This is a genomic window from Rhodoferax aquaticus (assembly GCF_006974105.1).
Taxonomy (GTDB): domain Bacteria; phylum Pseudomonadota; class Gammaproteobacteria; order Burkholderiales; family Burkholderiaceae_C; genus Allorhodoferax; species Allorhodoferax aquaticus_A.
In genome coordinates this window covers 3,319,614-3,342,806 of the sequence record NZ_CP036282.1, presented here as the reverse complement: position 1 = coordinate 3,342,806, position 23,193 = coordinate 3,319,614, and the positions used below count along the sequence as shown (strand labels likewise).

The 23,193-nt window shown below is 55.1% G+C and carries 21 protein-coding genes; 17 read left to right on the top strand and 4 right to left on the bottom strand.

Annotated features, from left to right (window positions below; genetic code table 11):
- Positions 1-21: 21 nt before the first annotated feature.
- Positions 22-2,856 (bottom strand): phosphoenolpyruvate carboxylase, encoded by a 2,835-nt coding sequence (ppc, locus tag EXZ61_RS15385; protein ID WP_142812601.1) that lies wholly within the window; start codon positions 2,854-2,856, stop codon positions 22-24.
- A 90-nt stretch (positions 2,857-2,946) separates the two neighbouring features.
- Here ppc and hemC point away from each other — a divergent pair, with 90 nt between their 5' ends.
- Genes hemC through EXZ61_RS15360 form a run of 5 tightly spaced genes read left to right on the top strand, consistent with a single transcriptional unit; the run spans position 2,947 to position 8,115 of the window.
- Entirely contained in the window at positions 2,947-3,882 is a 936-nt protein-coding gene (gene hemC, locus EXZ61_RS15380) for a hydroxymethylbilane synthase (protein WP_142812600.1), read from the top strand.
- 2 nt (positions 3,883-3,884) lie between these two features.
- A complete protein-coding gene (locus EXZ61_RS15375; RefSeq protein ID WP_142812599.1) occupies positions 3,885-4,679 on the top strand; it encodes a uroporphyrinogen-III synthase in 795 nt (264 codons plus the stop codon).
- Positions 4,676-5,719: a uroporphyrinogen-III C-methyltransferase gene (locus EXZ61_RS15370; RefSeq protein WP_142812598.1), complete on the top strand. Its 1,044-nt coding sequence runs from the start codon at positions 4,676-4,678 to the stop codon at positions 5,717-5,719. Before EXZ61_RS15375 ends, EXZ61_RS15370 begins: the two co-directional genes overlap by 4 nt.
- Position 5,720: 1 nt before the next feature.
- Positions 5,721-7,007, top strand: coding sequence for a heme biosynthesis protein HemY (locus EXZ61_RS15365; protein WP_142812597.1), 1,287 nt, complete (start codon positions 5,721-5,723; stop codon positions 7,005-7,007).
- Positions 7,008-7,038: 31 nt separating this feature from the next.
- Entirely contained in the window at positions 7,039-8,115 is a 1,077-nt protein-coding gene (locus EXZ61_RS15360; RefSeq protein ID WP_142812596.1) for a GGDEF domain-containing protein, read from the top strand.
- An 81-nt stretch (positions 8,116-8,196) separates the two neighbouring features.
- Here the strand turns inward: EXZ61_RS15360 and EXZ61_RS15355 are convergent, their stop codons facing one another.
- Positions 8,197-11,244 (bottom strand): Rne/Rng family ribonuclease, encoded by a 3,048-nt coding sequence (locus tag EXZ61_RS15355; protein ID WP_142812595.1) that lies wholly within the window; start codon positions 11,242-11,244, stop codon positions 8,197-8,199.
- A 495-nt stretch (positions 11,245-11,739) separates the two neighbouring features.
- Between EXZ61_RS15355 and EXZ61_RS15350 the strand changes: the two genes are divergently transcribed.
- Genes EXZ61_RS15350 through EXZ61_RS15335 form a run of 4 tightly spaced genes read left to right on the top strand, consistent with a single transcriptional unit; the run spans position 11,740 to position 14,928 of the window.
- Positions 11,740-12,771: an RluA family pseudouridine synthase gene (locus tag EXZ61_RS15350; protein WP_342590555.1), complete on the top strand. Its 1,032-nt coding sequence runs from the start codon at positions 11,740-11,742 to the stop codon at positions 12,769-12,771.
- 43 nt (positions 12,772-12,814) lie between these two features.
- Positions 12,815-13,495 carry an HAD family hydrolase gene (locus EXZ61_RS15345; RefSeq protein ID WP_142812594.1) on the top strand — a complete coding sequence of 227 codons (681 nt, stop codon included), beginning with the start codon at positions 12,815-12,817 and terminating at the stop codon, positions 13,493-13,495.
- A gap of 19 nt (positions 13,496-13,514) precedes the next feature.
- On the top strand, positions 13,515-13,889 hold the full coding sequence (locus EXZ61_RS15340; protein ID WP_142812593.1) for a Rieske (2Fe-2S) protein: 375 nt from the start codon (positions 13,515-13,517) through the stop codon (positions 13,887-13,889).
- A 1-nt stretch (position 13,890) separates the two neighbouring features.
- A complete protein-coding gene (locus EXZ61_RS15335) occupies positions 13,891-14,928 on the top strand; it encodes a S49 family peptidase (RefSeq protein WP_142812592.1) in 1,038 nt (345 codons plus the stop codon).
- 59 nt (positions 14,929-14,987) lie between these two features.
- Here EXZ61_RS15335 and EXZ61_RS15330 read toward each other — a convergent pair whose 3' ends face one another.
- Together EXZ61_RS15330 and EXZ61_RS15325 are read right to left on the bottom strand one after the other, a co-directional pair.
- Entirely contained in the window at positions 14,988-15,752 is a 765-nt protein-coding gene (locus tag EXZ61_RS15330) for an SAM-dependent methyltransferase (protein ID WP_142812591.1), read from the bottom strand.
- A gap of 23 nt (positions 15,753-15,775) precedes the next feature.
- Positions 15,776-16,387, bottom strand: coding sequence for a Maf family nucleotide pyrophosphatase (locus tag EXZ61_RS15325; protein ID WP_142812590.1), 612 nt, complete (start codon positions 16,385-16,387; stop codon positions 15,776-15,778).
- A 26-nt stretch (positions 16,388-16,413) separates the two neighbouring features.
- On the opposite strand from EXZ61_RS15325, the gene EXZ61_RS15320 reads away from it, so the two are divergent.
- From EXZ61_RS15320 to fabF, 8 genes are all read left to right on the top strand, one after another.
- Positions 16,414-16,956: a YceD family protein gene (locus EXZ61_RS15320; RefSeq protein WP_142812589.1), complete on the top strand. Its 543-nt coding sequence runs from the start codon at positions 16,414-16,416 to the stop codon at positions 16,954-16,956.
- 115 nt (positions 16,957-17,071) lie between these two features.
- Positions 17,072-17,254: a 50S ribosomal protein L32 gene (gene rpmF, locus EXZ61_RS15315; RefSeq protein WP_105259923.1), complete on the top strand. Its 183-nt coding sequence runs from the start codon at positions 17,072-17,074 to the stop codon at positions 17,252-17,254.
- 102 nt (positions 17,255-17,356) lie between these two features.
- Entirely contained in the window at positions 17,357-18,388 is a 1,032-nt protein-coding gene (gene plsX, locus EXZ61_RS15310; RefSeq protein ID WP_142812588.1) for a phosphate acyltransferase PlsX, read from the top strand.
- A gap of 22 nt (positions 18,389-18,410) precedes the next feature.
- Positions 18,411-19,388 carry a beta-ketoacyl-ACP synthase III gene (locus EXZ61_RS15305; protein ID WP_142814265.1) on the top strand — a complete coding sequence of 326 codons (978 nt, stop codon included), beginning with the start codon at positions 18,411-18,413 and terminating at the stop codon, positions 19,386-19,388.
- Between the two features lie 49 nt (positions 19,389-19,437).
- Positions 19,438-20,388, top strand: coding sequence for an ACP S-malonyltransferase (fabD, locus tag EXZ61_RS15300; RefSeq protein ID WP_142812587.1), 951 nt, complete (start codon positions 19,438-19,440; stop codon positions 20,386-20,388).
- The gene (gene fabG / locus EXZ61_RS15295; protein ID WP_142812586.1) at positions 20,385-21,131 is read left to right on the top strand and encodes a 3-oxoacyl-ACP reductase FabG; all 747 of its coding nucleotides are present in this window, start codon (positions 20,385-20,387) and stop codon (positions 21,129-21,131) included. Before fabD ends, fabG begins: the two co-directional genes overlap by 4 nt.
- A 100-nt stretch (positions 21,132-21,231) precedes the next feature.
- Entirely contained in the window at positions 21,232-21,471 is a 240-nt protein-coding gene (gene acpP, locus EXZ61_RS15290) for an acyl carrier protein (protein WP_142812585.1), read from the top strand.
- Positions 21,472-21,599: 128 nt separating this feature from the next.
- Positions 21,600-22,844 (top strand): beta-ketoacyl-ACP synthase II, encoded by a 1,245-nt coding sequence (gene fabF / locus EXZ61_RS15285; protein ID WP_142812584.1) that lies wholly within the window; start codon positions 21,600-21,602, stop codon positions 22,842-22,844.
- The last annotated feature ends 349 nt before the right edge of the window (positions 22,845-23,193 follow it).

The window sequence follows — 23,193 nt, the reverse complement described above, 5'->3', positions numbered from 1 at the left end:
TGCCCAAGCGCGCATGCTTGCTTAGCCCGTATTGCGCAGACCCGCCGCTATTCCATTGATGGAGATATGAATGCCGCGTTGTACCCGCTCGTCGGCCTTACCTTCTCGGTACCGGCGCACCAGTTCCACTTGCAGATGGTGCAAAGGGTCGATGTACGGGAAGCGGTGGCGTATCGAGCGCTGCAGGGCAGCATTGTTGCTTAGGCGGTGTTTCTCTCCCGTGATGAGTGCCAACGCCTGCGCCGTGCTGTGCCATTCGGCTTCAATGGCTGTAAAGATCTTCTTGCGCAGGCGTGCGTTACTCACCAACTCGGCATAGCGTGAAGCCAGCGCCAAATCGCTTTTAGCCATCACCATGTCCATATTGGACAGTAAGGTGCGAAAGAAGGGCCACTGGCGGTACATCTTTTGCAGCAGTGCGGTGCGGTCTTTTGCGTGGGTAGCACCTGCAGCATCAATGAAGGTTTGCACGGCAGAGCCAAAGCCGAACCAACCAGGTAAGGTCAAGCGGCATTGGCCCCAGCTAAAGCCCCACGGAATAGCGCGCAGGTCTTCGATGCGCTGAGACGCTTTGCGCGAAGCAGGGCGAGAGCCAATATTGAGCTCCGCAATTTCCCGAATAGGCGTGGAGCTGAAAAAGTACTCAGTGAAACCCGGGGTTTCATACACCAGTGCGCGGTATGCCGCCATGCTGTTGATGGACAGCTCAGCAGCAGCATCCAAATACGCCTTGGTAGCGGACTTGGTAGGTTGCAGCAGGGTAGCTTCTAGCGTAGCGGCGACCAAGGTTTCTAAGTTGCGTCGTCCGATTTCCGGGTTGGCGTATTTAGAACCAATCACTTCGCCCTGCTCGGTCAGACGAATCTGGCCGCGTACAGTACCAGGGGGTTGGGCCAAAATCGCTTGGTAGCTTGGGCCACCGCCGCGACCAACCGTGCCGCCACGGCCGTGGAACATGCGCAACTGCACTTTCTTGTCACCCTTCACCTTGGCGTTGAGTTCGTCAAATAACTCGACCAAGGCAATCTCTGCGCGGTACAACTCCCAATTGCTGGTAAAAATTCCTCCATCTTTGTTGCTGTCGGAGTAACCCAGCATGATGTCTTGCTCAGCGCCACTGCGGGTAATCAATTCGGTGACGCCGGGCAAGGCGTAAAAGTCGCCCATGATGGGCGCAGCGTTGCGCAAGTCTTCAATGGTCTCAAACAGTGGCACCACAATGAGGTCGCACAGCGCCTGCGTGTCTAACGTGCCGCGCATCAGCCCCACTTCTTTTTGCAGCACCAACACTTCTAGCAAGTCGCTGACGGTTTCTGTATGGCTGATGATGTAGTGGCGAATAGCATGGTTGCCAAAGCGTTCGCGCATGACCTTGGCCATGGCAAAAATGGCCAATTCGCCTAGGGCATGGGCACTGTAAGTCGCGCCGTGAACGCGCAACGCACGCGCGTCGTTGAGCAAGCCCAGCAACACACGGCGTTTTGCCATTTCGTCCAAATTGCTGTAGTTGCTTTCTATGCGGGCTGTCGCCAGCAACTCTGCAACCACCTCCTCGTGCTTGTCGGAGCTTTGCCGTAAGTCAACCGTAGCCAAATGGAATCCGAACACTTCAGCGGCGCGAATCAGCGGACGCAAGCGTTGCGAGACCAAGGCGGATGCGTGGTTGCTCTTGAGTGAGGTCTCAATGGTGCGCAGGTCAGCCACAAACGCCTCGGCGCTGGTGTATGCATTCTGTGGTGCCACTGCGTGGCGAGCCGCCTCGGTTCCGGTGAGGTCTTTCAAAGTTGCCGCCAAGCGTGCATAAACGCCAGTAAGCGCCCGTCGATAGGGTTCGTCCTTGCGATGCTCGTTTTGGTCGGGCGAGCTCTCTGCCAAAGCGGTCATTTCAGGCGTGCATTGGGCCAACATCGCAGAAATGGAGAGCTCACCGCCTAAAAAATGCACCTCGGTCAGGTAATGGCGCAACGCAACTTCGGATTGGCGGCGCAAGGCGTACTCTAGGGTTTGCGCACTCACGTTGGGGTTGCCATCTCGGTCACCCCCAATCCATTGACCCATGCGAAAGAAGCTGTGCACAGCATGCTCGCCCAACCTGTCTTCCAAGTCGGCGTACAGCTTAGGAATCTCACGCAAGAAAGTCGACTCGTAATAGCTCAAGGCGTTTTCTACCTCGTCTGCAACGGTGAGCTTGCTGTAGCGCAGCAGGCGTGTTTGCCATAGCTGCATGACCAAGGCCCGCATATGTGCCTCATTGGCGGCCAGTTCTTTGGGCGTTAGTGCATCTTTTTTGCTTTCAAAAGAGGCCGCGTGGGCTTTGATTTCGTCGCGTGCGGTCAGCAACTTGGCTATGCCGCGTTCGGCATCCAAGATGCTCTTGCGCTGCACTTCGGTCGGGTGGGCGGTAAGCACGGGCGCAACATAGCTTTCAGCCAAAGTTGCGGCAATGGTTTTGGGTGCAATGCCTGCCCAACGCAAGCGGGACATGGCGACCTCAATACTGCCTTCTTGGGTGTCGCCGGCGCGCTCATGGATGGCGCGGCGTCGGATGTGGTGACGGTCTTCAGCCAAGTTGGCCAAATGGCTGAAATAGGTGAACGCGCGGATCACGCTGACGGTTTGATCACCGCTGAGGCTTTTGAGCAATTTCTTCAATGCGCGGTCGGCTTCTTGGTCAGCATCTCTGCGAAAGGCCACCGACAAGGTGCGGATCTGCTCGATCAACTCATACGCTTGCACGCCTTCTTGCTCACGAATCACGTCTCCCAGAATGCGCCCCAAGAGGCGAATGTCTTCCACCAATGGGCGTTCATTGTCTTTGGCGCGCTTGGCCGACTCGTTGGTAGGTGCTGGTTTCATGGCTTGCGAGAGAGGGGGAGGGTTGAGAAAAGGCGTGAAAGCCCATGCTAGCATCTCAGGCTTCAAACTGATTACGAGTGGGTTACGATTTTGCGAAATTACACCATTGCTACAAGGGAAAGCAGACTTGCACTGTGGCAGGCTGAACACGTTAAGGCCTTGCTGGAGCAACACGGGCACGCAGTACAGCTCTTGGGCATGACCACCCGTGGTGACCAGATACTGGATCGCAGCTTAAGCAAAGTCGGTGGCAAAGGTCTCTTCGTGAAAGAGTTAGAGACCGCACTGGAAACGGGTCACGCAGACTTGGCCGTGCATTCTCTCAAAGACGTGCCGATGGAGCTGCCTCCAGGCTTTGCGTTGGTGTGTGTCCTAGAGCGTGAGGACCCGAGGGATGCGTGGGTCTCCAACCGCTACGCCCGATTGGCTGATCTGCCACAGGGCGCTGTGGTGGGAACTTCTAGTTTGCGACGCATGGCACTTTTGCGTGCCGCACGCCCTGATCTGAAGATAGAGGCATTGCGCGGCAATCTGGATACCCGTTTGAAAAAACTGGATGACGGCCTGTACGACGGCATCGTGCTTGCTGCAGCGGGTCTTAAGCGTTTGGGACTAAGCGCGCGCATGCGTCACGCATTCGAGCCTGAGCAGATGTTGCCTGCCGCTGGTCAAGGCGCCCTAGGTATTGAAATTCGGTCTGATCGCTCTGACGTTGCCAGCCTATTGGCACCATTGATGCACTTGCCAACTTGGCTGTGCGTCACCGCTGAACGCGCGGTGAGCCGAGTCATGGGTGGCAGTTGTTCAATGCCACTGGCCGCCTATGCAACATTGCAAGGCTCGCACATGCACATCACAGCTGCCTGGGGCGACCCCACTGGGCAGTTTCCTTTGGTGCATGCCCGTGCGCACGGTGAGGTAACCGATGCCGTAGCAGCGAACACGCTTGGTGAGTCCGTAGCACAGCAACTCCAGCGTGGAGTAGCAGCGCAAGGCGGAACGCTGGCTGCAAACAGCAGCGTCTGACGATGCGAGTGCTGGTAACCCGCCCTGTACTTGACGCCCAAAAATGGGTCAAAGACTTGGCCAGCGCGGGTTTTGATGCGTATGCCTTGCCCTTGATTGAGGTGCGCGCAGCCATGGACGAGGCGCCCGTGCACAAGGCTTGGAAAAGATTGGCCGAGTTTGATGCAGTCATGTTTGTCAGTGGCAATGCTGTGGCCTATTTTTTTGCATCTAAACCAACGGTAGCGCACATGTTTACAGTGCAGTCAGCTACAAAAACAAGAGCATTTGTGCCGGGACCCGGCAGCTATCACGCGCTGATGCAGCAGGGCGTGGCTGCAGAATGTGTGGACGTGCCAGCGCTTGAAGTGGGGCAGTTTGATTCTGAAGCTTTGTGGGCCGTAGTGAAGGGCCAAGTGAAGACTGGCTTTCGCTTGTTGATCGTGCGTGGTTCAGGGGAACATGGTGCCGCTGCGGGGGACGGGGTCGGGCGGGATTGGTTCGCAGATCAAGCGCGTAGGCAAGGCGCTTGGGTTGAGTTTGTGGTGGCCTATCAGCGTGTAGCGCCGCAGCTCAACGAAGCGCAAAAGGCGTTGGCCCTCGCTGCTTCTCACGATGGAAGCGTGTGGCTGTTTAGCAGCTCTGAAGCAATTGCAAACCTTGGCATATCTTTACCGGGGCACGATTGGTCCCGAGGACGTGCTGTGGCGACGCATCCGCGTATTGCTCGGGCCGCGAGAGAACTTGGCTTTGATGTTGTTTGTGAGTCACGGCCCTTGTTGGTCGATATCAGGGCGTCTATAGAATCACTCCGATGAACACCGAGCCCACCGTGATTGCAGAGTCCGCGCAAAGCCCTTCAGAGCCGCCTGTGAGTGGAGTCAAACTTCCGCGTCTAGTCACCGTGGCAGCGTTCGTTGCGACGATAGGTTTGGTTTCTTCGGCCATGATGTGGCAGAAGCTCAGTGGTATTCAAGAGCAATTAGCAAGGCAAAGTGCCGATGCCGGTTCCAATGCCTCCGAAGCGCGGAGTACTGCGCGACAAGCGCAAGAGTTGGCTCTGGAAACTGCGGCCAAGCTCGCGGTTGCGGAAACCCGATTGAGTGAGGTGTCATTGCAACGTACCCAGCTTGAAGAGTTGATTCAGAGTCTGTCTAGGTCACGCGACGAAAACTTGGTAGTAGACATAGAGTCTGCAGTGCGCTTAGCCCAGCAGCAAGCGCAGCTGGCCGGGAGTGTGGAACCTCTGCTAGCTGCTCTGAAAAGTGCGGAGCTGCGTGTCAATAGGGCCGCTCAGCCAAGGCTCACCCCATTGCAGCGTGCGATTGCGCGTGACATTGCGCGCATCAAGGCTACTGCAGTTGCAGACACCCCCGCACTTTTGATCAAGATGGACGAGCTGGTGCTGTTGACTGACGAACTGAATGTTGCAAACGCGGTGGCATCCCCTAAATCAAAGGAAGTTTTGCAACGCAAAGCACAAGAGTCAGTGGCAGACTGGTCTGGGCGATTGCTTGGCGCGGTTCAGCAAGAACTGCGCAACTTGGTGCGAGTTAGCAAGATTGAAGATCCCGAAGCTGCCATGCTGTCTCCTGAGCAATCATTTTTCTTGCGTGAGAACGTCAAGTTGAAGCTACTCAATGCCCGACTCGGCTTGCTCTCTCGGCAAATTGATTCGTCTCGGTCTGACTTAGCCAGTGCGGCTGCCATTTTGGCCAAGTATTTCGACAATTCCTCGCGCAAGACGCAAACCGCAATTAATTTGCTTCAGCAGATTCAAGGGCAGATGAAATCCCTTGAACTTCCAAGAGTGGAAGACACCTTGGCCGCGCTCTCTACTGCGGCGGCGGGACGCTGATATGCGGGCTGTTTTATGGCTGTTTGCGTTGTTTGGCATAGCCACCGCCAGCGCGCTTTTTGCAGGAAATAACCAAAGTACGGTCACTCTGTACTGGTATCCACACCGGATCGACCTGTCTTTGAATTTGTTTGTGCTCCTGTTGGTGTTGGCTTTTGTGGTCTTGCACTTAGCACTACGTGCAGTTTCTGGACTGTTGAGTATTCCTCGGCAGGCGAGGCGCTGGCGTTTGTCTCAGAAAGAACGCGCTATTCAAAGCGCTTTGCTAGAGTCCTTGGCGCACTTGGTGTCTGGCCGATTTGTACGTGCGCGCAAGGCCGCTGAGCTGGTTGTTGCATTGGAGAGTTCGGTAAGCCAGGGCGGTGAGCGCCTAGAGTATGTGGGGCGGCTAAGGGCGATTGCCCATCTTTTGGCGGCAGAAAGTGCCCATGCGGTGCAAGACCGCGCAACGCGAGAAAGTCATTTTCAGCAGGCGCTGGTTGAATCGGATCGTCGTGACGCGCAAGATGTGCGTGACGGAGTAGTTTTGCGCGCTGCGCGCTGGAAATTTGACGATCGTGATGCTGCAGCTTCTTTGGAATGGCTTGACCAGTTGCCGCAAGGCGCTTCGCGCCGTACAGTGGCCTTGCGCTTGCGCTTTAAGGTTGCCAGACTTGCTGGGCAGGCCAGAGTAGCCTTAGAAACCGCTCGCTTATTGACCAAGCATCGCGCATTTACTGAGACTGCCGGAAGAAGCATTGCCCGTGGTCTCGCGATTGAGTTGATTCGCGATGCGCATGATCAGGTGCAAATCCAAAGGGTGTGGTCCTCGCTGGAGAGTTCGGAGCAAGAAACGCCTGAAGTAGCTTTGGAAGCCGCAGAACGCTTGCTAGACCAAGGTGGCTTGGTGCCCCTGTCTCGCCAATGGCTATTGCCGATTTGGGAGCGATTGGGTGCCGCTGATGGTCTCTCTGCTCCCCAGCGCGTGCGCTTGGTCAGAGTGCTTGAGCGGGGTTTCGCTGCTCCTGACGGTGCTCCGGACGCGCAATGGCTGACACGCGTCGAAGCTGCCCAAATGTCTAACCCTCGTGACGCAGAATTGCAGTACCTGGCGGGCGTGGTTTGTATGCGATTGAGTCTATGGGGTAAAGCGCAGCAAATGCTAAAGCAGTCACTGTTGATGCTCAAAGACGCTGGCTTGCGTCGTGATGCTTGGCAGGCTCTCGCCGAAATGGCGGAGCATAGACAAGATACGAATGCGGCCACACACGCCTATAAAGCTGCATTGGCGGAGACTGCAAAAAGATGACGGATTTCGTATTCAGGGCTATTATGTGCAAATGGCCAAACTTATTGAACACCTCATCAAGCTGACGGATCATAGGGATAGGGATCTTTTGGAGTTGACCTTGGCGAAGGCCTTGATTGACTTGCTCCCCATAGACCGTGTAGTGATTGCTCGCGTGCTAAGCGAAGAGGGCTCCAAGCGATGGCTGGAAGTCGCCACCATGGACGCCCGGGGTGGCGGAAAAGTGGTGGACCCCCTGCGCGTTGAGTTTCAAGAGTTAAGCCCCATTGAAGAATTGAAAGACCGCTTCAACTGTGTGCGCGAACGCCAGCGCGTGGTGGTTGCTTGGGCCGGCGAAGAAGGGCCTCGGATTACCTACATACCCTTGTTTTTGGATTCTCGCAACGATGACGATGGCGTGATCGAAATTCATTCGGGAACCATCCTCACCGGTGAACAGTTGCAAGCCATCGGGGAACTGCACCGCGTGTTCCTCAACATGTACAACCTTTTGGCGTACAGCGATCGCGACCCGCTGACAGGACTATTGAATCGCAAGTCTTTGGATGACACGTTTTACAGGGCAGTGCTTGAAGAGTTGGATGAAGGTCAGTCCACGCACTTGAAACTGCTGGAAGCCGCTGTAACGCCCGGTCAAGAGCGTCGCCATCGTGTTCCTCCCAATTACTGGCTAGGTACCGTGACAGTCGATGACTTTGGGAAAATTGGTGATCAACACGGCCATCTCATTGCCGAAGAAGTGTTGCTGCTGGTAGCACGCATCATGAACAATACCTTTCGCACCTATGACCGAATTTACCGATTTGGAGGGGAGCAGTTTGCTGTGTTGATGCATTGCCCCGATGAGACACTGGTGTTGGCTGCGTTTGAGCGTTTTCGTGTCAACATGGAGAAGTTTAACTTTCCCCAAGTGGGCCGTGTAACAGCGTGCGGGGGCTTCACCCGTATCTCTCCCGACGACTCTCCGAGTGCTGCTTTGGAACGTGCTGAGCGTGCAGTGGATTTCGCGCAGAACCATGGGAAAAACAAAGTGTTTAGCCATATCGACTTGGTGCGCAAAGGCTGCTTTGGGGATGCGCCTAGAGTGGGGGCTGTTGACGTTTTTTGATCGCCGTGATCACGCAAAAAAAAGGGCACTTGAGGTGCCCTTTTTTTTGGTTGGCGCCCCTTTTAAGGGGCCCCATATTGACTACGCTTCTTGTGTTGCCTCAAACGGCAAGGTCATGTTGCGTAGGTCTCGCTTGGTTTCTACCAAGATGAGTGGGCTGTTGTCTGGCTCCACTGGAGCTGGCCGTTCGCGGGGAACATGCACTGGCTTAGGTTCTGCCTCAATGGCAGCGCGCACTGCAGCTACGCGCTCAGCGTTGGAGTTAACCCATTGCAGACCAGCGGCTTGGGCGATTTGTTCCATTGTTTCGCTAGGCAATGTGTAGCTCGCCACCCTAGGCATGCCGACGCTGTTGGGCGCAGCTGCCGTGGGGCTTGCTTGCCGCGCCACAGCTTGAGGTGCGGCGGCGCCCATTTGCGCTGGCTCTACCGTGTTGACAGCAGGTGCTGTAACGGCATGGCTAGCGACTGGCGCTGCCACTTCCACAGGCGTGGGAGCAGGTGCATTGCCTTGGCCTGCGTGGGAAACATCTGTCGCTTGCGCGGCAGACTCACCGTTAACTTCAGCTTGCGCTGACTCATTGCGCGGAGCGCGGTCGCCACGAGGGCCACGGTCACGGCCGTAACGGTCGCGGGAACGCTTTTCGCGTGGCTCTTGGCCTTCATTGCGGACGTTGCCAGCAGGTGCTGGGGACTGAGTTGCTTCCGCTGTGGAGGCCGTGGCTTCCGAACCATTGGCTTCGCCGAAGCCTAGTTGTGCCTGTGATTCGCCATTGGCCACCCGGTTCGCATCGTCTTGGCGAGGCCCACGTCCGCCACGGTTGCCGCGTCCCCGGGAGTTGCGACCTTCACGTGCCTCGGGAGCGTCTGAACGTGCATTGGCGTCGCCTTCGGCGTTGCGGTTAGCGCGCTCGTCAGCTGGTGCTTCCGTGCGAGCTTCATTGCGGCCGTCTTGGTTACGCTCTGCAGACTCTTGGCGATCGCCGCCACGGCCTTGCTGGCGGTTGTTGCGGTCTCCACGCTCATTGCGTGGACCACGCTCTGGTCGGCCTTCGCTGCGCGCTTGCTCTTGTTGCGCTTGGTTCGCATCCAAGGTGGGTGTCACACCTTCTGCTGCGCGACCTTCACCGTCAAAGCGCTCACGTTGGGCGCCAGCCGCGCCTTCATTGCGTCCACCGCGACCCCCACGACCACCGCGTGTGTCACGGTTATCGTTGCGGCCCGCTGGGCGGGCACCACGGGTGTCATTGCGGCCTTCTGGGCGTGCATCGGAACGTGCCTCGCCGTTGCGTCCGCCTTGGCGGTTGCCATTGCGTGCGTTTCGGTCTTCACGCTTTTCATCCGCCTTGGGTGCAGGTGTGGTGGCCACGGGCTTGGTGGCAGGTGTGTCGCTGCCAACAAACAACGCTTTCAGCCAACCAAAGAAGCCTTTGCCAGCGGCAGCGCTGCTTGTTGCGGGCACTTGCGCGCGTGGAACTAATGCAGCAGCTTTTGTGGCCTCTGGCTTTGGTACAGCAACGGGCGCAGGTGCATCCGGCAACACGCCCTTGATGATGGGCGTTTGCTTATTGGTGGGTTCTTGCGAGCGGCGAGTGACCGAAGTGGGGTCTTCGATTTCTTCGGCCATCTTGTAGCTGGCTTCGATGTGGTCCAAACGTGGATCATCGTGCTTGAGGCGCTCCAAGCGGTAGTTCGGTGTTTCCAAGGTCTTGTTGGGCACCATCAGCACGTTGATGCGTTGCTTCAACTCAATCTTGGCGATTTCGGTGCGCTTTTCATTCAACAAGTAAGACGCAACATCCACAGGCACTTGGCACAGGACGGAAGCGGTGTTGTCTTTCAGGGACTCTTCTTGAATGATGCGCAGAATTTGCAACGCGCTTGACTCTGTGTCGCGGATGTGGCCAGAGCCGCCGCAGCGTGGGCAGGGGATGGATGCACCTTCGCTCAAAGCAGGGCGCAAACGTTGGCGGCTCATTTCCATCAAGCCGAATTTGCTGATGGTGCCAAATTGCACACGGGCGCGGTCTTGGCGCAGGGCGTCGCGCAGGCGGTTCTCCACGTCACGGCGGTTGCGGCTTTCTTCCATGTCGATAAAGTCGATCACGATCAAGCCACCCAAGTCACGCAAACGCATTTGGCGCGCTACTTCGTCGGCAGCTTCCAAGTTGGTGCGTGTGGCGGTTTCTTCGATGTCGCTGCCTTTGATGGCGCGGGCCGAGTTGACGTCTACGGACACCAGGGCTTCGGTGTGGTCGATCACAATCGCGCCGCCGCTTGGCAGTTGCACGGTGCGAGCGTAAGCAGACTCGATTTGGTGTTCAATTTGGAAGCGGCTGAACAGCGGTGCGTCGTCACGGTAACGTTTGACGCGTGCTGCGTGTTCAGGCATCACATGCGCCATGAACTGTTGCGCTTGCTCGTACACGTCATCGGTGTCGATGAGAATATCGCCGATGTCGTTGTTGAAATAGTCGCGGATCGCGCGGATCACCAAGGACGACTCTTGGTAAATCAGATAGGCACCCTTGCCACCTTTGGCTGCACCGTCAATGGCACCCCAAAGCTTGAGCAAATAGTTTAAGTCCCACTGCAACTCAGGCGCACTTCGGCCAATGCCAGCTGTGCGGGCAATGATGCTCATGCCGTTGGGGTATTCCAGTTGGTCCAGTGCTTCTTTGAGCTCTGCGCGGTCATCACCTTCAATGCGGCGCGATACGCCACCACCACGGGGGTTGTTGGGCATCAGCACGACGTAGCGACCAGCCAGCGAAACAAATGTGGTCAGCGCTGCGCCTTTGTTACCACGCTCTTCTTTTTCCACTTGCACCAAGAGTTCTTGGCCTTCGCGGATCGCATCTTGGATGCGCGCTTGGCTAACCGAAACACCTTGTTGGAAGTATTGCCTTGAGATTTCCTTGAACGGCAAGAAGCCGTGGCGATCTTCACCGTAGTCAACAAAGCAGGCTTCAAGCGATGGCTCTACGCGGGTGACCACCGCTTTGTAGATGTTGCCCTTGCGCTGTTCGCGGCCTTCAATTTCAATTTCGTAGTCGAGTAGTTTTTGTCCATCGACTATGGCCAAGCGGCGTTCTTCCGCCTGCGTAGCGTTAATCAGCATCCGTTTCATGGATTGCATCCTTCTTCAGTAAACACATGCCCAAGTTGGGCTAACGATGTCTGACTAACGAACTGAAGTGAGGTGGAATTGCCGGAGAACTTCGATTTACACGAGGTGTCGAAGCGTAGGCGCGTGGATGGGGACGAGGGGGGGGATTTGTGTGCCTGCTATCGTATTTGTAGCTGGCTGCGCTTTATAGAAGCGCGCAATAGGCTGATATGTGCCAAAAAACGAGACGCGAACGTCTCGCAGGCACAGGGAAATCAGGCTGAACAACACAAACATCTCGATTCATTCCGTTCGCAGACGCAGAGTCTGCAAACTTTGGGTATTCCGTATCAGTATTTCAATTCGTTGGCTTGACCACGTTGTCTACAGGCCATCACAGGCATCTGGCGTGTGATTTGCGTGCACTACAAAGCGGCAACATCGACCTTCTAGCAGGCCTTTAAGGGTTGTGTGGACTAAACTCCAGACAAATCAACCACTTACAGCGCGCCGCTAGTGAAACACATTATAGATGCCAAACCTGCCCCTGTGGGGGCTCAAGTCAAATCGGTCACGGTGGGGGAGGACGGTGATGGCCAACGTTTGGACAACTATTTGATGCGCCAACTCAAAGGTGTGCCCAAAACCCATGTTTACCGCATCATCCGAAGCGGCGAAGTCCGGGTTAACAAGGGCCGGGCCTCCGCAGATACCCGGCTTGCTGAAGGGGATGTCGTGCGGCTGCCTCCGGTGCGTGTGTCTGAGCGTGCGGAGCAAAAAGACCAAGCCATGGCGCAACAGGCCGCCGCATTTGTGCCGGCCAAGAGCTTCCCTGTTTTGTTTGAAGACGACTTCTTCTTGGCCATCAATAAGCCTGCGGGTGTGGCGGTGCATGGCGGTTCTGGCGTTAGCTTTGGCGTGATTGAACAATTGCGCATGGCGCGGCCCAAGGCACCATTCTTAGAACTGGTGCACCGCTTAGACCGAGAAACCAGTGGCATTTTGCTGATCGCCAAGAAGCGCAGTGCGCTTAAACACTTGCAAGACCAGTTTCGTGACCGGGCTACCGGAAAGACCTACTTGGCTATGGTCAATGGCCAGTGGCCAACCAATAAGAAGGTGCTTGATAAGCCTTTGCACAAGTATTTGGTGGCGGATGGAGGCTCTGGCGAAGGAGAGCGTCGCGTCAAAGTGGTGTCCAAAGACGATCCCGATGGCATGCCATCTTTGACCTTGGTGAAGGTCCGCGCCAGTTCCACAACAACGTCCTTGCTGGAAGTGACGATCAAAACCGGGCGCACCCACCAAATCCGTGTGCATTTGGCGTCGGAAGGCATGCCTATCTTGGGAGATGACAAGTATGGAAACTTTGAATTGAACAAAGAGTTGTTGCGTGGGGTGGGTGGCGTCGCACTCAAACGCATGTTTTTGCATGCTTGGCGCTTGCAGTGCAATCACCCTTCCAGTGGCGAGCGCTTGGAATTGTTGGCAGACTTGCCGCCTGAGCTTGCGCAATTTCAGTCAGCCACATTGCCAACCGCCGGCTGACCTGTGACCACGCGATTCCCACACCATTGAACACACCTTTACGATGAAGCCAAGCCCTAAATCCAGCCGTGCGCGCCAGTTCGACCTCATTGCCTTTGATTGGGACGGTACCTTGTTTGACTCGACGGCTAGCATCACTCGCTGCATTCAGTTGGCCGTGGCTGATGTCGGCGGCACGGTGCCCAGTGACCAAGACGCGTCTTATGTGATTGGCCTGGGTTTGATGGAGGCGTTGGCCCATGCTGCCCCAGATGTGCCCCAAAGCAAATACCCGGAGCTTGGTGCACGGTACAAGCACCACTACTCCCAGCACCAACACGACATCACCTTGTTTCCGGGGGCGTTGGCCATGTTGCACGCTTTGAAAGAACGGCAGCACTTTTTGGCGGTAGCCACAGGCAAGAGCCGGCGCGGGTTGGACGAGGTGCTGCAGTTTGAAGACTTGCATGGGCTCTTTCATGCCTCCCGTACAGCCGATGAGACAGCGGGCAAGCCCCACCCGCTGATGTTGCAAGAATTGATGGCCGAGTTTGGTGTGGAGCCGCATCGTGTGCTCATGATTGGTGACACCACCCATGACTTACAAATGGCGCGCAACGCTGGTTGCGCCAGCGTGGGGGTGAGCTATGGCGCCCACGCGCCGTCTGCGTTTGATGTGTTGGAACCTCGCTTTGTTGCACACACCGTAGCGGAGTTGCATCTATGGCTCATGGACAACGGCTAACCGTGGGAGCTGTTGCGCAATGAGTAGCGATCAACAAGTGCTTACGCTGTGCAATTCAGCAGACTTGAAAGACAGTGCACAAGCTGTCCCGTTTGACGTGGTGTACTGCGGCCAGACCTGCCAAGGGTTTGCCGTGCGGTTTCAGGGGGTTGCCTATGCCTACCTCAACCGCTGCTCGCACGTGCCGATGGAAATGGATTACCAACCCAACCAGTTTTTCGACTTGACGGGGCAATGGCTGATGTGCGCCACCCATGGCGCCATGTACAGCCCCACAACTGGAGAGTGCCGCGGTGGTCCTTGCCGCGGCGGCTTGATCAAGATCGCCTTGACCGAACGCGATGGCGTCGTGCACTGGCATACTGCACCTAACTTGAAACCTTGTGAGTTCTGATATGACTGATACCCGATTTCCCTCTGACCCTGAGTTCGATCAAAAAGTGCCAGAGCCGCCCGGGGGATATACGTATGACGCTCCTAAAAGTGAAGCATCTATGAGTGCGACATCCCCTGGTTGGGAGCGTGCTACCTTGGAGCGTTTAGCTATGGCGTCCTTGCAAGAGCAGCGCGTTGCGCGGCGCTGGCGCAACGGAATTCGTATTGCGTGGTTGATGTTTTTGGTGGGGCTGGTTTGGGTTGGCTTGTGGCGTGGCGGTAGCGCCTCCGACGTGTCCAAGCCCCACACCGCTGTAGTCGAAATCAAAGGTGAAATTGGCGCTGGGGCAGAAGCAAGCGCAGAGTTGGTGGTGTCAGCAATGCGCAGTGCGTTCGAAGACAGTGGTGCGCAGGCAGTGGTTTTGTTGATTAACTCACCCGGTGGAAGCCCAGTGCAAGCAGGCATCATCAATGATGAGATCTATCGACTGAAGGCCAAGCACAACAAACCCGTGTACGCGGTGGTCGAAGAGACTTGCGCATCAGCGGCTTACTACATTGCCGCAGGCGCCGACCAAATTTTTGTCGACAAAGCCAGCGTGGTCGGAAGCATTGGCGTACTGATGGATGGGTTCGGGTTTACGGGGTTGATGGATAAGTTAGGCGTAGAGCGGCGGCTGATGACTGCGGGTGAAAACAAGGGTTTTTTGGACCCATTTAGTCCCCAAACTGAAAAGCAACGTGCGTTTGCCCAAGCCATGCTAGACCAAATTCACCAGCAATTCATTGCTGTTGTGAAGAAGGGCCGAGGTGCGAGACTGAAAGAAACGCCTGAAACCTTCAGTGGTTTGTTTTGGACAGGTCAGCAAGCCGTAGAAATGGGCTTGGCAGACCAGCTGGGGAATTTGGATTTTGTGGCGCGTGAAGTCGTGAAGGCGGAGGACTTGATCGACTACACCCGCAGAGACAATGTGGCAGAGCGCCTTGTGAAGCGGTTTGGGGCATCCATTGGGCAAGGAGCTGCCAGCGCCTTGCAGGCCACACCTGTCCTGCGCTAATAGTTCATTGGGGAAAGCGCCCAACCTGTAGCCATTTGGTCAGCCCCTGCGCGATTTGCCTAACGTCCTATTGCAAACACTGTAGGGGTATCGTTTGACACTGGCCAAGGTGCTTGTTTCCAGCGCTTGACTAAATCGCTATGGCACGCAGCATTGTCTAAAGTGAGCCCACTGGCGCTTGCCAGCCGCGTGTTGTGTTGTAAGCCTTGGATTAAGGCTTGTAGCAATGCTTGGTTGCGGTAGGGCGTTTCAATAAACAGTTGCGTTTGCCCTGTCTTCAGAGCAAGTGACTCAAGCTCTTTTATTTTTTGGTTGCGTTCTGCAGGCGTTGCAGGCAAATAACCTACAAAAGCAAAACTCTGGCCATTGAGACCACTCGCTGCCAATGCGAGGAGCAAGGACACCGGGCCGACCAACGGTATGACTTGCAGACCTAGAGTGTGTGCAGCCCGCACGACGGAAGAGCCCGGGTCCGCAATGGCTGGCATACCCGCTTCGCTGACCAGTCCTACATCGGATCCGGTGAGAGCTGGCTTGAGGAGGTACTGTGCGTCAAATCCACCTTGGTGGTCACCCTTTTTGTGCACCTCCCGTGGCAACTCTTGCAATTGCATGCTTTGAACCGGCACACAAAGCGGGGTAATTTCGCCAACTCGCTTGAGGTAGGCGCGTGTTGATTTGGCGTTTTCGCATACCCAATGTTGTAAAGATGCAGCAACTTGCAGCGTGCCCTTGGGGATTGCATTTTCCAAGGGCGCTTGCGTGGCACACGAAAAATCTAGGGGTGCAGGCACAAGATAGAGTCGCCCTAGCCTGGCGCTCATTGAGGTAGTCTCCGCTGGCTGACTCATGGTGCGGTACGCCGATGCAGTAAGGAGATGCCCGCGGAGCGCAGCATGGCACTTGTGCGAATCAGTGGGAGGCCGATCAAAGCGGTAGGGTCATCGCTTTCTATGGATTCCAAAAGGCTAATGCCTAGCCCCTCACTCTTTGCACTGCCAGCGCAGTCGTAGGGTTGCTCGGCAAGCAGGTAGTTTTCGATTTCTTCGTCGGTCAAATCGCGAAATGTGACGCGAACCGGCGCCAATGCGTGCTGGGAAAAGCCAGTTCCCAAGCAAACGACCGCCACAGCAGTTTGAAACACCACGGTGCGGCCACGCATACGTTGAAGCTGTACCACCGCGCGCGCATGAGAACCCGGCTTCCCCAGAGGTTCACCGTCGAGATCGGCAACTTGGTCTGAGCCGATGACGACAGCTGCTGGAAACTTAGTCGCCACCGCACAGGCTTTCGCCAAGGCTAGGCGAATCGCTAGATCTGCAGGGCGCTCATGGGCAAAAGGAGTTTCGTCTACTTGGGGGGACTCAACGCTGTAGTTAAGGCGCAGTCGATCAAGCAACTCGCGTCGATATACGGAGCTGGATCCCAGTATGAGTTTTAATGGAGGCGTGGCGTTCATAGGGGTGATTCTCTTACACTGCAGCCATGAAAAATGACTATCTACCCCAGCACTTGAATGTTGAAGTCTTTGCCCGGTTGGCTGGGACTTGCTCTGGCACCGTCCGCTTAGGTGACTTTGAGCGTCTGATCCAAGAGTCCGTGACTGGCGCTGCCTCTGTACTGGTGGAGTTTACGGCGCAAGGTGAAATGCGCGGCGACGAAGCACAGGGCGAGCATGCGTGGTTGCATCTTGAAGCGCGCACGGTGCTCGCCATGACGTGCCAACGATGTCTTGGACCTGTGGATGTTGGCATTTCTGCAGAGCGCTCGTTCCGGTTTGTGGCCACCGAGGCCTTGGCGGAGACCGAAGATGAAGAATCTGAAGAGGATGTTTTGGTCGCTAGCCGAGACTTTGATCTGTTGGCTTTGGTTGAGGACGAGTTGCTCATGGCATTGCCGCCTGTTCCTAAGCACGAGGTGTGTCCGGTGCCCGTGAAACTTGAAGCGAGGGATGCCGATTTTGCGGAGGAAGACGAGCCCAAACCCAATCCTTTTGCGGTGCTGGAGCAACTCAAGAAAAAGAGCTAGCGGGGTTTTATGAATATGGGATATAATTTGAGGCTTCGCGTGGGTAAACCATCGCGTTTTCACTAACCCTTTTGAGTGTTGCGGCCTGCGCAGCACACCTGTCCTGGAGCGAATCATGGCCGTCCAACAAAACAAAAAATCTCCTTCCAAGCGCGGAATGCACCGTTCGCACAATGCATTGGTTGTGCCTGGTATTGCGGTTGAGTCCACAACAGGTGAGACGCATTTGCGCCACCACATCAGCCCTACAGGCTTTTATCGTGGCCGTAAAGTTTTGAAGACAAAATCAGAAGCTTAACTCACGTTGATTAACTGAAGCCCGAAGCTGCAATCGCTTGCAGCGACGGGCTTTTGTCATTTCTGGGGCACTTGTTTTGCATTTTTTAGGAAAAAGATTTTCATGATCACCATTGCCGTTGACTGTATGGGGGGTGACCATGGTCCCGTGGTGACCTTGCCCGCTTGTACGCAGTTTTTAGACCAACACCCTGACGCCAAGCTCATTTTGGTGGGTTTGGCCGAACATCTGGGTGAGTTTGCGCACCCGCGTGCAAGTGTGGTGTTGGCTACGGAAGTCGTGACCATGGACGATCCGTTGGAGATTGCTTTGCGTCGCAAGAAAGATTCTTCGATGCGTGTGACCGTTGAGCAGGTCAAGAACGGGGCTGCTCAGGCTGCCGTTTCCGCAGGCAATACAGGCGCATTGATGGCTATTTCGAGGTATGTACTTAAAACCTTGGACGGGATTGATCGTCCAGCCATTGCAGGTCAGTTTCCAAACGCGAAGGGTGGGGCCACCACTGTATTGGATTTAGGTGCCAATGTGGATTGCTCGGCCGCGCATCTGCTGCAATTCGCCGTCATGGGTTCCGCTTTGGTCTCTGTCTTGACTAATGAGGAGGCACCTTCCGTGGGCTTGCTCAATATCGGCGAAGAGGTGATCAAGGGCAACGAAGTCATCAAAAAAGCCGGTGAATTACTACGTGTGGCAGCTAAGTCGGGTGATTTGAATTTCTTTGGAAACGTTGAAGGTAACGACATCTTCAAGGGCACCGTGGATATCGTGGTGTGCGATGGCTTTGTGGGCAATGTGGCCTTAAAGACGGGAGAGGGGCTTGCCTCTATGATTGGCGCCTTTTTGAAGGCGGAGTTTTCTAAGAATGTATTTACGAAAATTGCGGCTATCGCCGCCTATTCTGTATTAAATGCTCTTAAAAATCGCGTGGATCACCGTCGTTACAACGGTGCTGCGCTGCTAGGCTTACGGGGCTTGGTGTTCAAAAGCCATGGCTCTGCTGATGCGATGGCGTTTGGGAATGCTTTGAACCGCGCGTATGATGCAGCCCGAAACAACTTGCTAGGCCGAGTTCAAGTGCGCATTGCCCAAACGGCGCCCGTGTTGGCGGCTGTAGAAAATTTAAGCAGCACTTAGTGCACGGTCAAACACCATATTGATGACACGTTTTTCGAAAATTACCGGCACGGGCAGTTTTTTGCCTGGGCAACCCATCACTAACGCGCAGTTGGCCTCTGATTTGGCTGCTCAAGGTGTAGAAACTTCCGACGAGTGGATTGTTGAGCGCACGGGCATAAAGGCCAGGCACTTCGTTGCTGACGGTGTGTTTAGCAGTGATTTGGCGGTAGAGGCCGCAAACCGTGCAATGCAAGCTGCTGGTTGTGGTCCACAAGACATAGATCTGATCATTGTGGCGACCTCTACACCGGACATGGTCTTCCCATCAACTGCATGCATATTGCAGCAAAAAATCGGAGCCAATGGGTGTGCTGCGTTTGATGTTCAGGCTGTGTGCAGCGGGTTTGTATATGCTTTGAGCGTGGCCGACGCGATGATTAGGGCTGGCAGTGCAAGCAAAGCTTTGGTTGTCGGTGCCGAAGTGTTTTCCCGTTTACTGGACTTTAAGGACCGCGCCACGTGCGTATTGTTCGGCGATGGGGCTGGGGCCGTGGTTCTAGAGGCATCCGAAACGCCAGGAATCTTGGCTAGTGATTTGCATGCAGATGGTAAGCATGTTGGCATATTGTGTGTGCCTGGCCATGTTGCTGGCGGCGAGGTGATGGGCGATCCATTGCTCAAAATGGATGGCCAGGCCGTGTTCAAACTGGCCGTTGGCGTGCTTGAGGATGCGGCGCGTGCAACCCTGTCAAAAGCAGGTAAGAGCGAGGCTGATATTGATTGGTTGATCCCGCATCAAGCCAACATTCGCATTATGCAAAGCACTGCAAGAAAACTGAAACTTCCAATGGGTAAAGTAATAGTCACCGTTGACCAACATGGCAATACCTCTGCCGCCTCTATTCCGTTGGCCTTGGACTGGGGAGTGCGTAACGGTAAAGTCAAGCTTGGAGATTTGGCGCTGCTCGAGGGCGTAGGTGGTGGATTTACCTGGGGTGCTGTGCTCTTAAATATGTAGCTACTGGCGCTTACTCTATGGGCGCTAGAGTCATTTATCTATAGGTTTTATGAAGACTTTTGCATTTGTTTTTCCTGGTCAAGGTTCGCAATCAGTTGGGATGCTGAATGCTTGGGGTGACCACCAAGCGGTGAAGCTAGTTCTCGAAGAAGCATCAGACGCTCTGCAAGAAAATTTGACACAACTGATACAAGATGGGCCCAAAGAAGACCTTGCCCTGACGACCAATACCCAGCCGGTGATGCTAGTCGCTGGAGTGGCTGCTTATCGGGTATGGATGGCTGAGGTCGGTGTCATGCCCGCTGTGTTGGCTGGGCATTCATTGGGGGAGTACTCCGCATTGGTGGCGGCTGGCGCCCTAAGCTTGGCCCAAGCTGCTCCTTTGGTTCGCTTGCGGGCACAGGCAATGCAAGATGCTGTTCCGGTGGGTACTGGCGCGATGGCCGCCGTGTTGGGCATGGATGCCATGAGAGTTGCGGCCGGTTGTGCGGAAGTTACGGCGGCTTTTGGGGGCGAGTCGGGTGAGGTAGTCGAGGCGGTTAACTTTAATGACCCTTCCCAGACAGTTATTGCCGGAACCAAAGCGGCGGTCGACAAAGCCTGCGAAGTACTGAAGGCGGCTGGGGCAAAGCGCGCTTTGCTTTTGCCTGTCTCAGCGCCATTTCACTCAAGCCTCATGCAACCCGCAGCCATCACGCTGCGTGCGCGTTTGGAGGCTATGGAGATGGCTATGCCGCAAGTCGCACTGATCAACAATATCGACGTTGCCGTGGCGGTAAGTGTTGCAGAGATTAAGGATGCGTTGTACCGACAGGCATTTGGTCCCGTGCGTTGGGTTGAGACCGTGCAAGCCATCAAGGCTTTGGGTGTTTCGACACTTGTGGAATGCGGTCCTGGTAAGGTGTTGGCCGGGCTGGCCAAACGGATTGACCCTGAGTTAAGCGGGTACTCTTTGGCTGATCCAGCGGGTTTGCAAGAAGTAAAAGGGAACTTGGAATGAGTGAAGTCAAAACCGAAGGTCAGATTGCCTTGGTCACTGGTGCATCCCGTGGCATCGGTGCTGCTATTGCACTAGAACTGGCGAAGAACGGCTTTAAGGTCATCGGTACTGCGACGACGGACAACGGAGCTAAGAGCATCCGTGAAGCATTGGCTGCTTTTGCAGGATGTGACGGTCGCACTTTGAATGTGACAGATGGTGCTGCTTCGGATGCGTTTGTGGATGCCGTAGTCAAAGAGCTTGGAGGGGTGCATGTGCTAGTTAACAACGCAGGCATCACGCGGGATACTTTGGCAATGCGCATGAAGGATGATGACTGGGATGCTGTTCTAGACACCAACCTAAAAGGTGTCTTTCGCATGAGTCGTGCCGTGATGCGCTCCATGATGAAACAACGCTACGGACGTATCGTGAGCATCACCTCGGTTGTTGGTGCATCCGGCAACCCCGGACAAGCAAATTATGCGGCTGCCAAAGCAGGGGTTGCAGGTATGACCCGCGCACTGGCGCGGGAGCTGGGCTCTCGTGGCATTACTGTTAACTGCGTTGCGCCGGGGTTTATTGAGACTGATATGACGGCTGGTTTGCAGGAAGATCAGCAAAAAGCACTTTTGAGCCAAATTCCTTTAGGTCGATTGGGCAAGCCGGCTGATATTGCCCATGCGGTGGCTTATCTTGCGTCTCCTGCGGCCAACTACATTACAGGCCAAGAGCTACATGTCAACGGTGGCATGTACATGTAGTCAAAAATAGGCCGATTTGTCCGTTCGGTCGTCCGGTTAGGGGCAGTGCTCTAAGCCCGGGTAAAATCACGGATTAATTTACTACCCTTAGAGTGAACACATGAGCGATATCGAAGTCCGCGTCAAAAAAATCATTGCCGAGCAACTCGGTGTTGAAGAGTCTCAAGTCACCAATGAGAAAGCCTTCGTGGCTGATCTGGGTGCTGACTCTTTGGATACCGTTGAACTTGTGATGGCCTTGGAAGATGAGTTCGGAATTGAAATTCCAGACGAAGACGCTGAAAAGATCAACACGGTTCAGAACGCGATTGATTACGCGAATACCCACAAGAAGGCCTAATTTGGTTTTCACGACACTTCGGTGTCAAACGGCTTGGGCAGATACGGGGGCTATTGCAACCGTCTGCCGGGCCATGATCCTGCCGTACTAACGGCGCTTCATTGGCAAACTGCTGAATACATACTTCTATGTCTCGTCGTCGCGTTGTGGTTACTGGTCTGGGTTGTGTAAGCCCAGTTGGAAATACAGTTGAAGAGGCTTGGGCCAATCTATTGGCAGGCAAGTCGGGAATTGATTTGATATCGAAGTTTGACGCATCTGCGTTTTCCTGCAAGATCGCAGGCGAGGTGCGCAACTTCAACCTAGACGCCTATATTCCTCCCAAAGAATCGCGCTCAATGGATGCCTTCATCCATTACGGCATTGCTGCTGCTGCACAGGCGATTCAAGACTCTGGCTTGCTGACCGGGGATGCGCTCAGTGAAGATGAGGCTACCCGTATCGGATGCGTCATTGGTTCTGGAATTGGTGGCTTGCCGATGATAGAGAGCATGCATAGTGAGTATGTGAATCGTGGGCCACGTCGGATTTCTCCCTTTTTTGTACCCGGCACGATCATCAATATGACCGCTGGGCATGTTTCGATGCGCTATGGCTTCAAAGGGCCCAATATTGCAATCGTCACAGCCTGCACCACGGGTCTTCATTGCATCGGTGAAGCCGGACGAATGATTGAGTACGGAGATGCAGATGTCATGATTGCGGGAGGCTCTGAAAGTACAGTTTCCCCGCTTGGCATTGGTGGTTTTGCTGCAATGCGTGCTTTGAGTACCCGAAACGACGACCCAACGACGGCGTCACGCCCTTGGGACCGCGATCGCGATGGCTTTGTGTTGGGGGAGGGCGGGGGGATTTTGGTGTTGGAAGAGTACGAGCATGCCAAAGCCCGTGGTGCCAAGATTTATGCAGAACTTGCTGGTTTTGGCATGAGCGCCGATGCCGGTCACATGACAGCTCCCAACATGGATGGCCCACGCCGCGCGATGTTGAGTGCGCTGCGCAATGCCCAGGTCAATGTTGATAAGGTTGATTACTTGAACGCCCATGGGACATCGACGCCTTTGGGCGATGTGAATGAAACCAAAGCGATCAAGGCCGCCTTAGGCGATCATGTAAAGAAGGTTGTGGTGAATTCCACAAAGTCCATGACTGGTCATTTGCTGGGCGGGGCTGGTGGTATTGAGTCAGTGTTTACTGTGCTCGCCGTTCATCATCAGAAAAGCCCACCAACCATCAACATTTTTAATCAAGACCCGGAGTGCGACCTTGACTACTGCGCCAATGTTGCGCGCGACATGAAGATCGATGTGGCTGTCAAGAACAACTTCGGCTTCGGCGGCACCAACGGTACTTTGGTGTTCAAGCGCATTTGAGTAAGTGCCACAACAGAGCGGCGCAGCCTAGGTAATGCATAAGGCTCCTGCCGTCAGTTGCGTCATTGGACCGTCGACAATCCCTAATAGATTGTTGGTAGGGGCGTTGTCACTAGCGTTCGCGTTGAACCTTTCCCTTTTGTTTAGCGGTATGGCTTGGGCTACATTGGGCTACTTGGCACTCGCCTATCTGTTTCTGGTGTTGGTTTTGATTGGCTCGAGGACTTCAAGAAACGCGCACACTGGACGTCTGAGCTGGGATGGCATGAACTGGGCTTGGACTCGGTTTCCCACTGCTTCGCCATGCCATATCGCAGTGCGGCTGGACATTCAGACTCTCATGCTCGTT

Coding starts and splice junctions, on each gene's coding strand:
- ppc (WP_142812601.1), bottom strand. CDS start 2,856: ATGAAACCAGCACCTACCAACGAGTCGGCCAAGCGCGCCAAAGACAAT.
- EXZ61_RS15375 (WP_142812599.1), top strand. CDS start 3,885: ATGCGAGTGCTGGTAACCCGCCCTGTACTTGACGCCCAAAAATGGGTC.
- EXZ61_RS15370 (WP_142812598.1), top strand. CDS start 4,676: ATGAACACCGAGCCCACCGTGATTGCAGAGTCCGCGCAAAGCCCTTCA.
- EXZ61_RS15365 (WP_142812597.1), top strand. CDS start 5,721: ATGCGGGCTGTTTTATGGCTGTTTGCGTTGTTTGGCATAGCCACCGCC.
- EXZ61_RS15360 (WP_142812596.1), top strand. CDS start 7,039: ATGGCCAAACTTATTGAACACCTCATCAAGCTGACGGATCATAGGGAT.
- EXZ61_RS15355 (WP_142812595.1), bottom strand. CDS start 11,244: ATGAAACGGATGCTGATTAACGCTACGCAGGCGGAAGAACGCCGCTTG.
- EXZ61_RS15345 (WP_142812594.1), top strand. CDS start 12,815: ATGAAGCCAAGCCCTAAATCCAGCCGTGCGCGCCAGTTCGACCTCATT.
- EXZ61_RS15340 (WP_142812593.1), top strand. CDS start 13,515: ATGAGTAGCGATCAACAAGTGCTTACGCTGTGCAATTCAGCAGACTTG.
- EXZ61_RS15335 (WP_142812592.1), top strand. CDS start 13,891: ATGACTGATACCCGATTTCCCTCTGACCCTGAGTTCGATCAAAAAGTG.
- EXZ61_RS15330 (WP_142812591.1), bottom strand. CDS start 15,752: ATGAGCGCCAGGCTAGGGCGACTCTATCTTGTGCCTGCACCCCTAGAT.
- EXZ61_RS15325 (WP_142812590.1), bottom strand. CDS start 16,387: ATGAACGCCACGCCTCCATTAAAACTCATACTGGGATCCAGCTCCGTA.
- EXZ61_RS15320 (WP_142812589.1), top strand. CDS start 16,414: ATGAAAAATGACTATCTACCCCAGCACTTGAATGTTGAAGTCTTTGCC.
- rpmF (WP_105259923.1), top strand. CDS start 17,072: ATGGCCGTCCAACAAAACAAAAAATCTCCTTCCAAGCGCGGAATGCAC.
- plsX (WP_142812588.1), top strand. CDS start 17,357: ATGATCACCATTGCCGTTGACTGTATGGGGGGTGACCATGGTCCCGTG.
- EXZ61_RS15305 (WP_142814265.1), top strand. CDS start 18,411: ATGACACGTTTTTCGAAAATTACCGGCACGGGCAGTTTTTTGCCTGGG.
- fabD (WP_142812587.1), top strand. CDS start 19,438: ATGAAGACTTTTGCATTTGTTTTTCCTGGTCAAGGTTCGCAATCAGTT.
- fabG (WP_142812586.1), top strand. CDS start 20,385: ATGAGTGAAGTCAAAACCGAAGGTCAGATTGCCTTGGTCACTGGTGCA.
- acpP (WP_142812585.1), top strand. CDS start 21,232: ATGAGCGATATCGAAGTCCGCGTCAAAAAAATCATTGCCGAGCAACTC.
- fabF (WP_142812584.1), top strand. CDS start 21,600: ATGTCTCGTCGTCGCGTTGTGGTTACTGGTCTGGGTTGTGTAAGCCCA.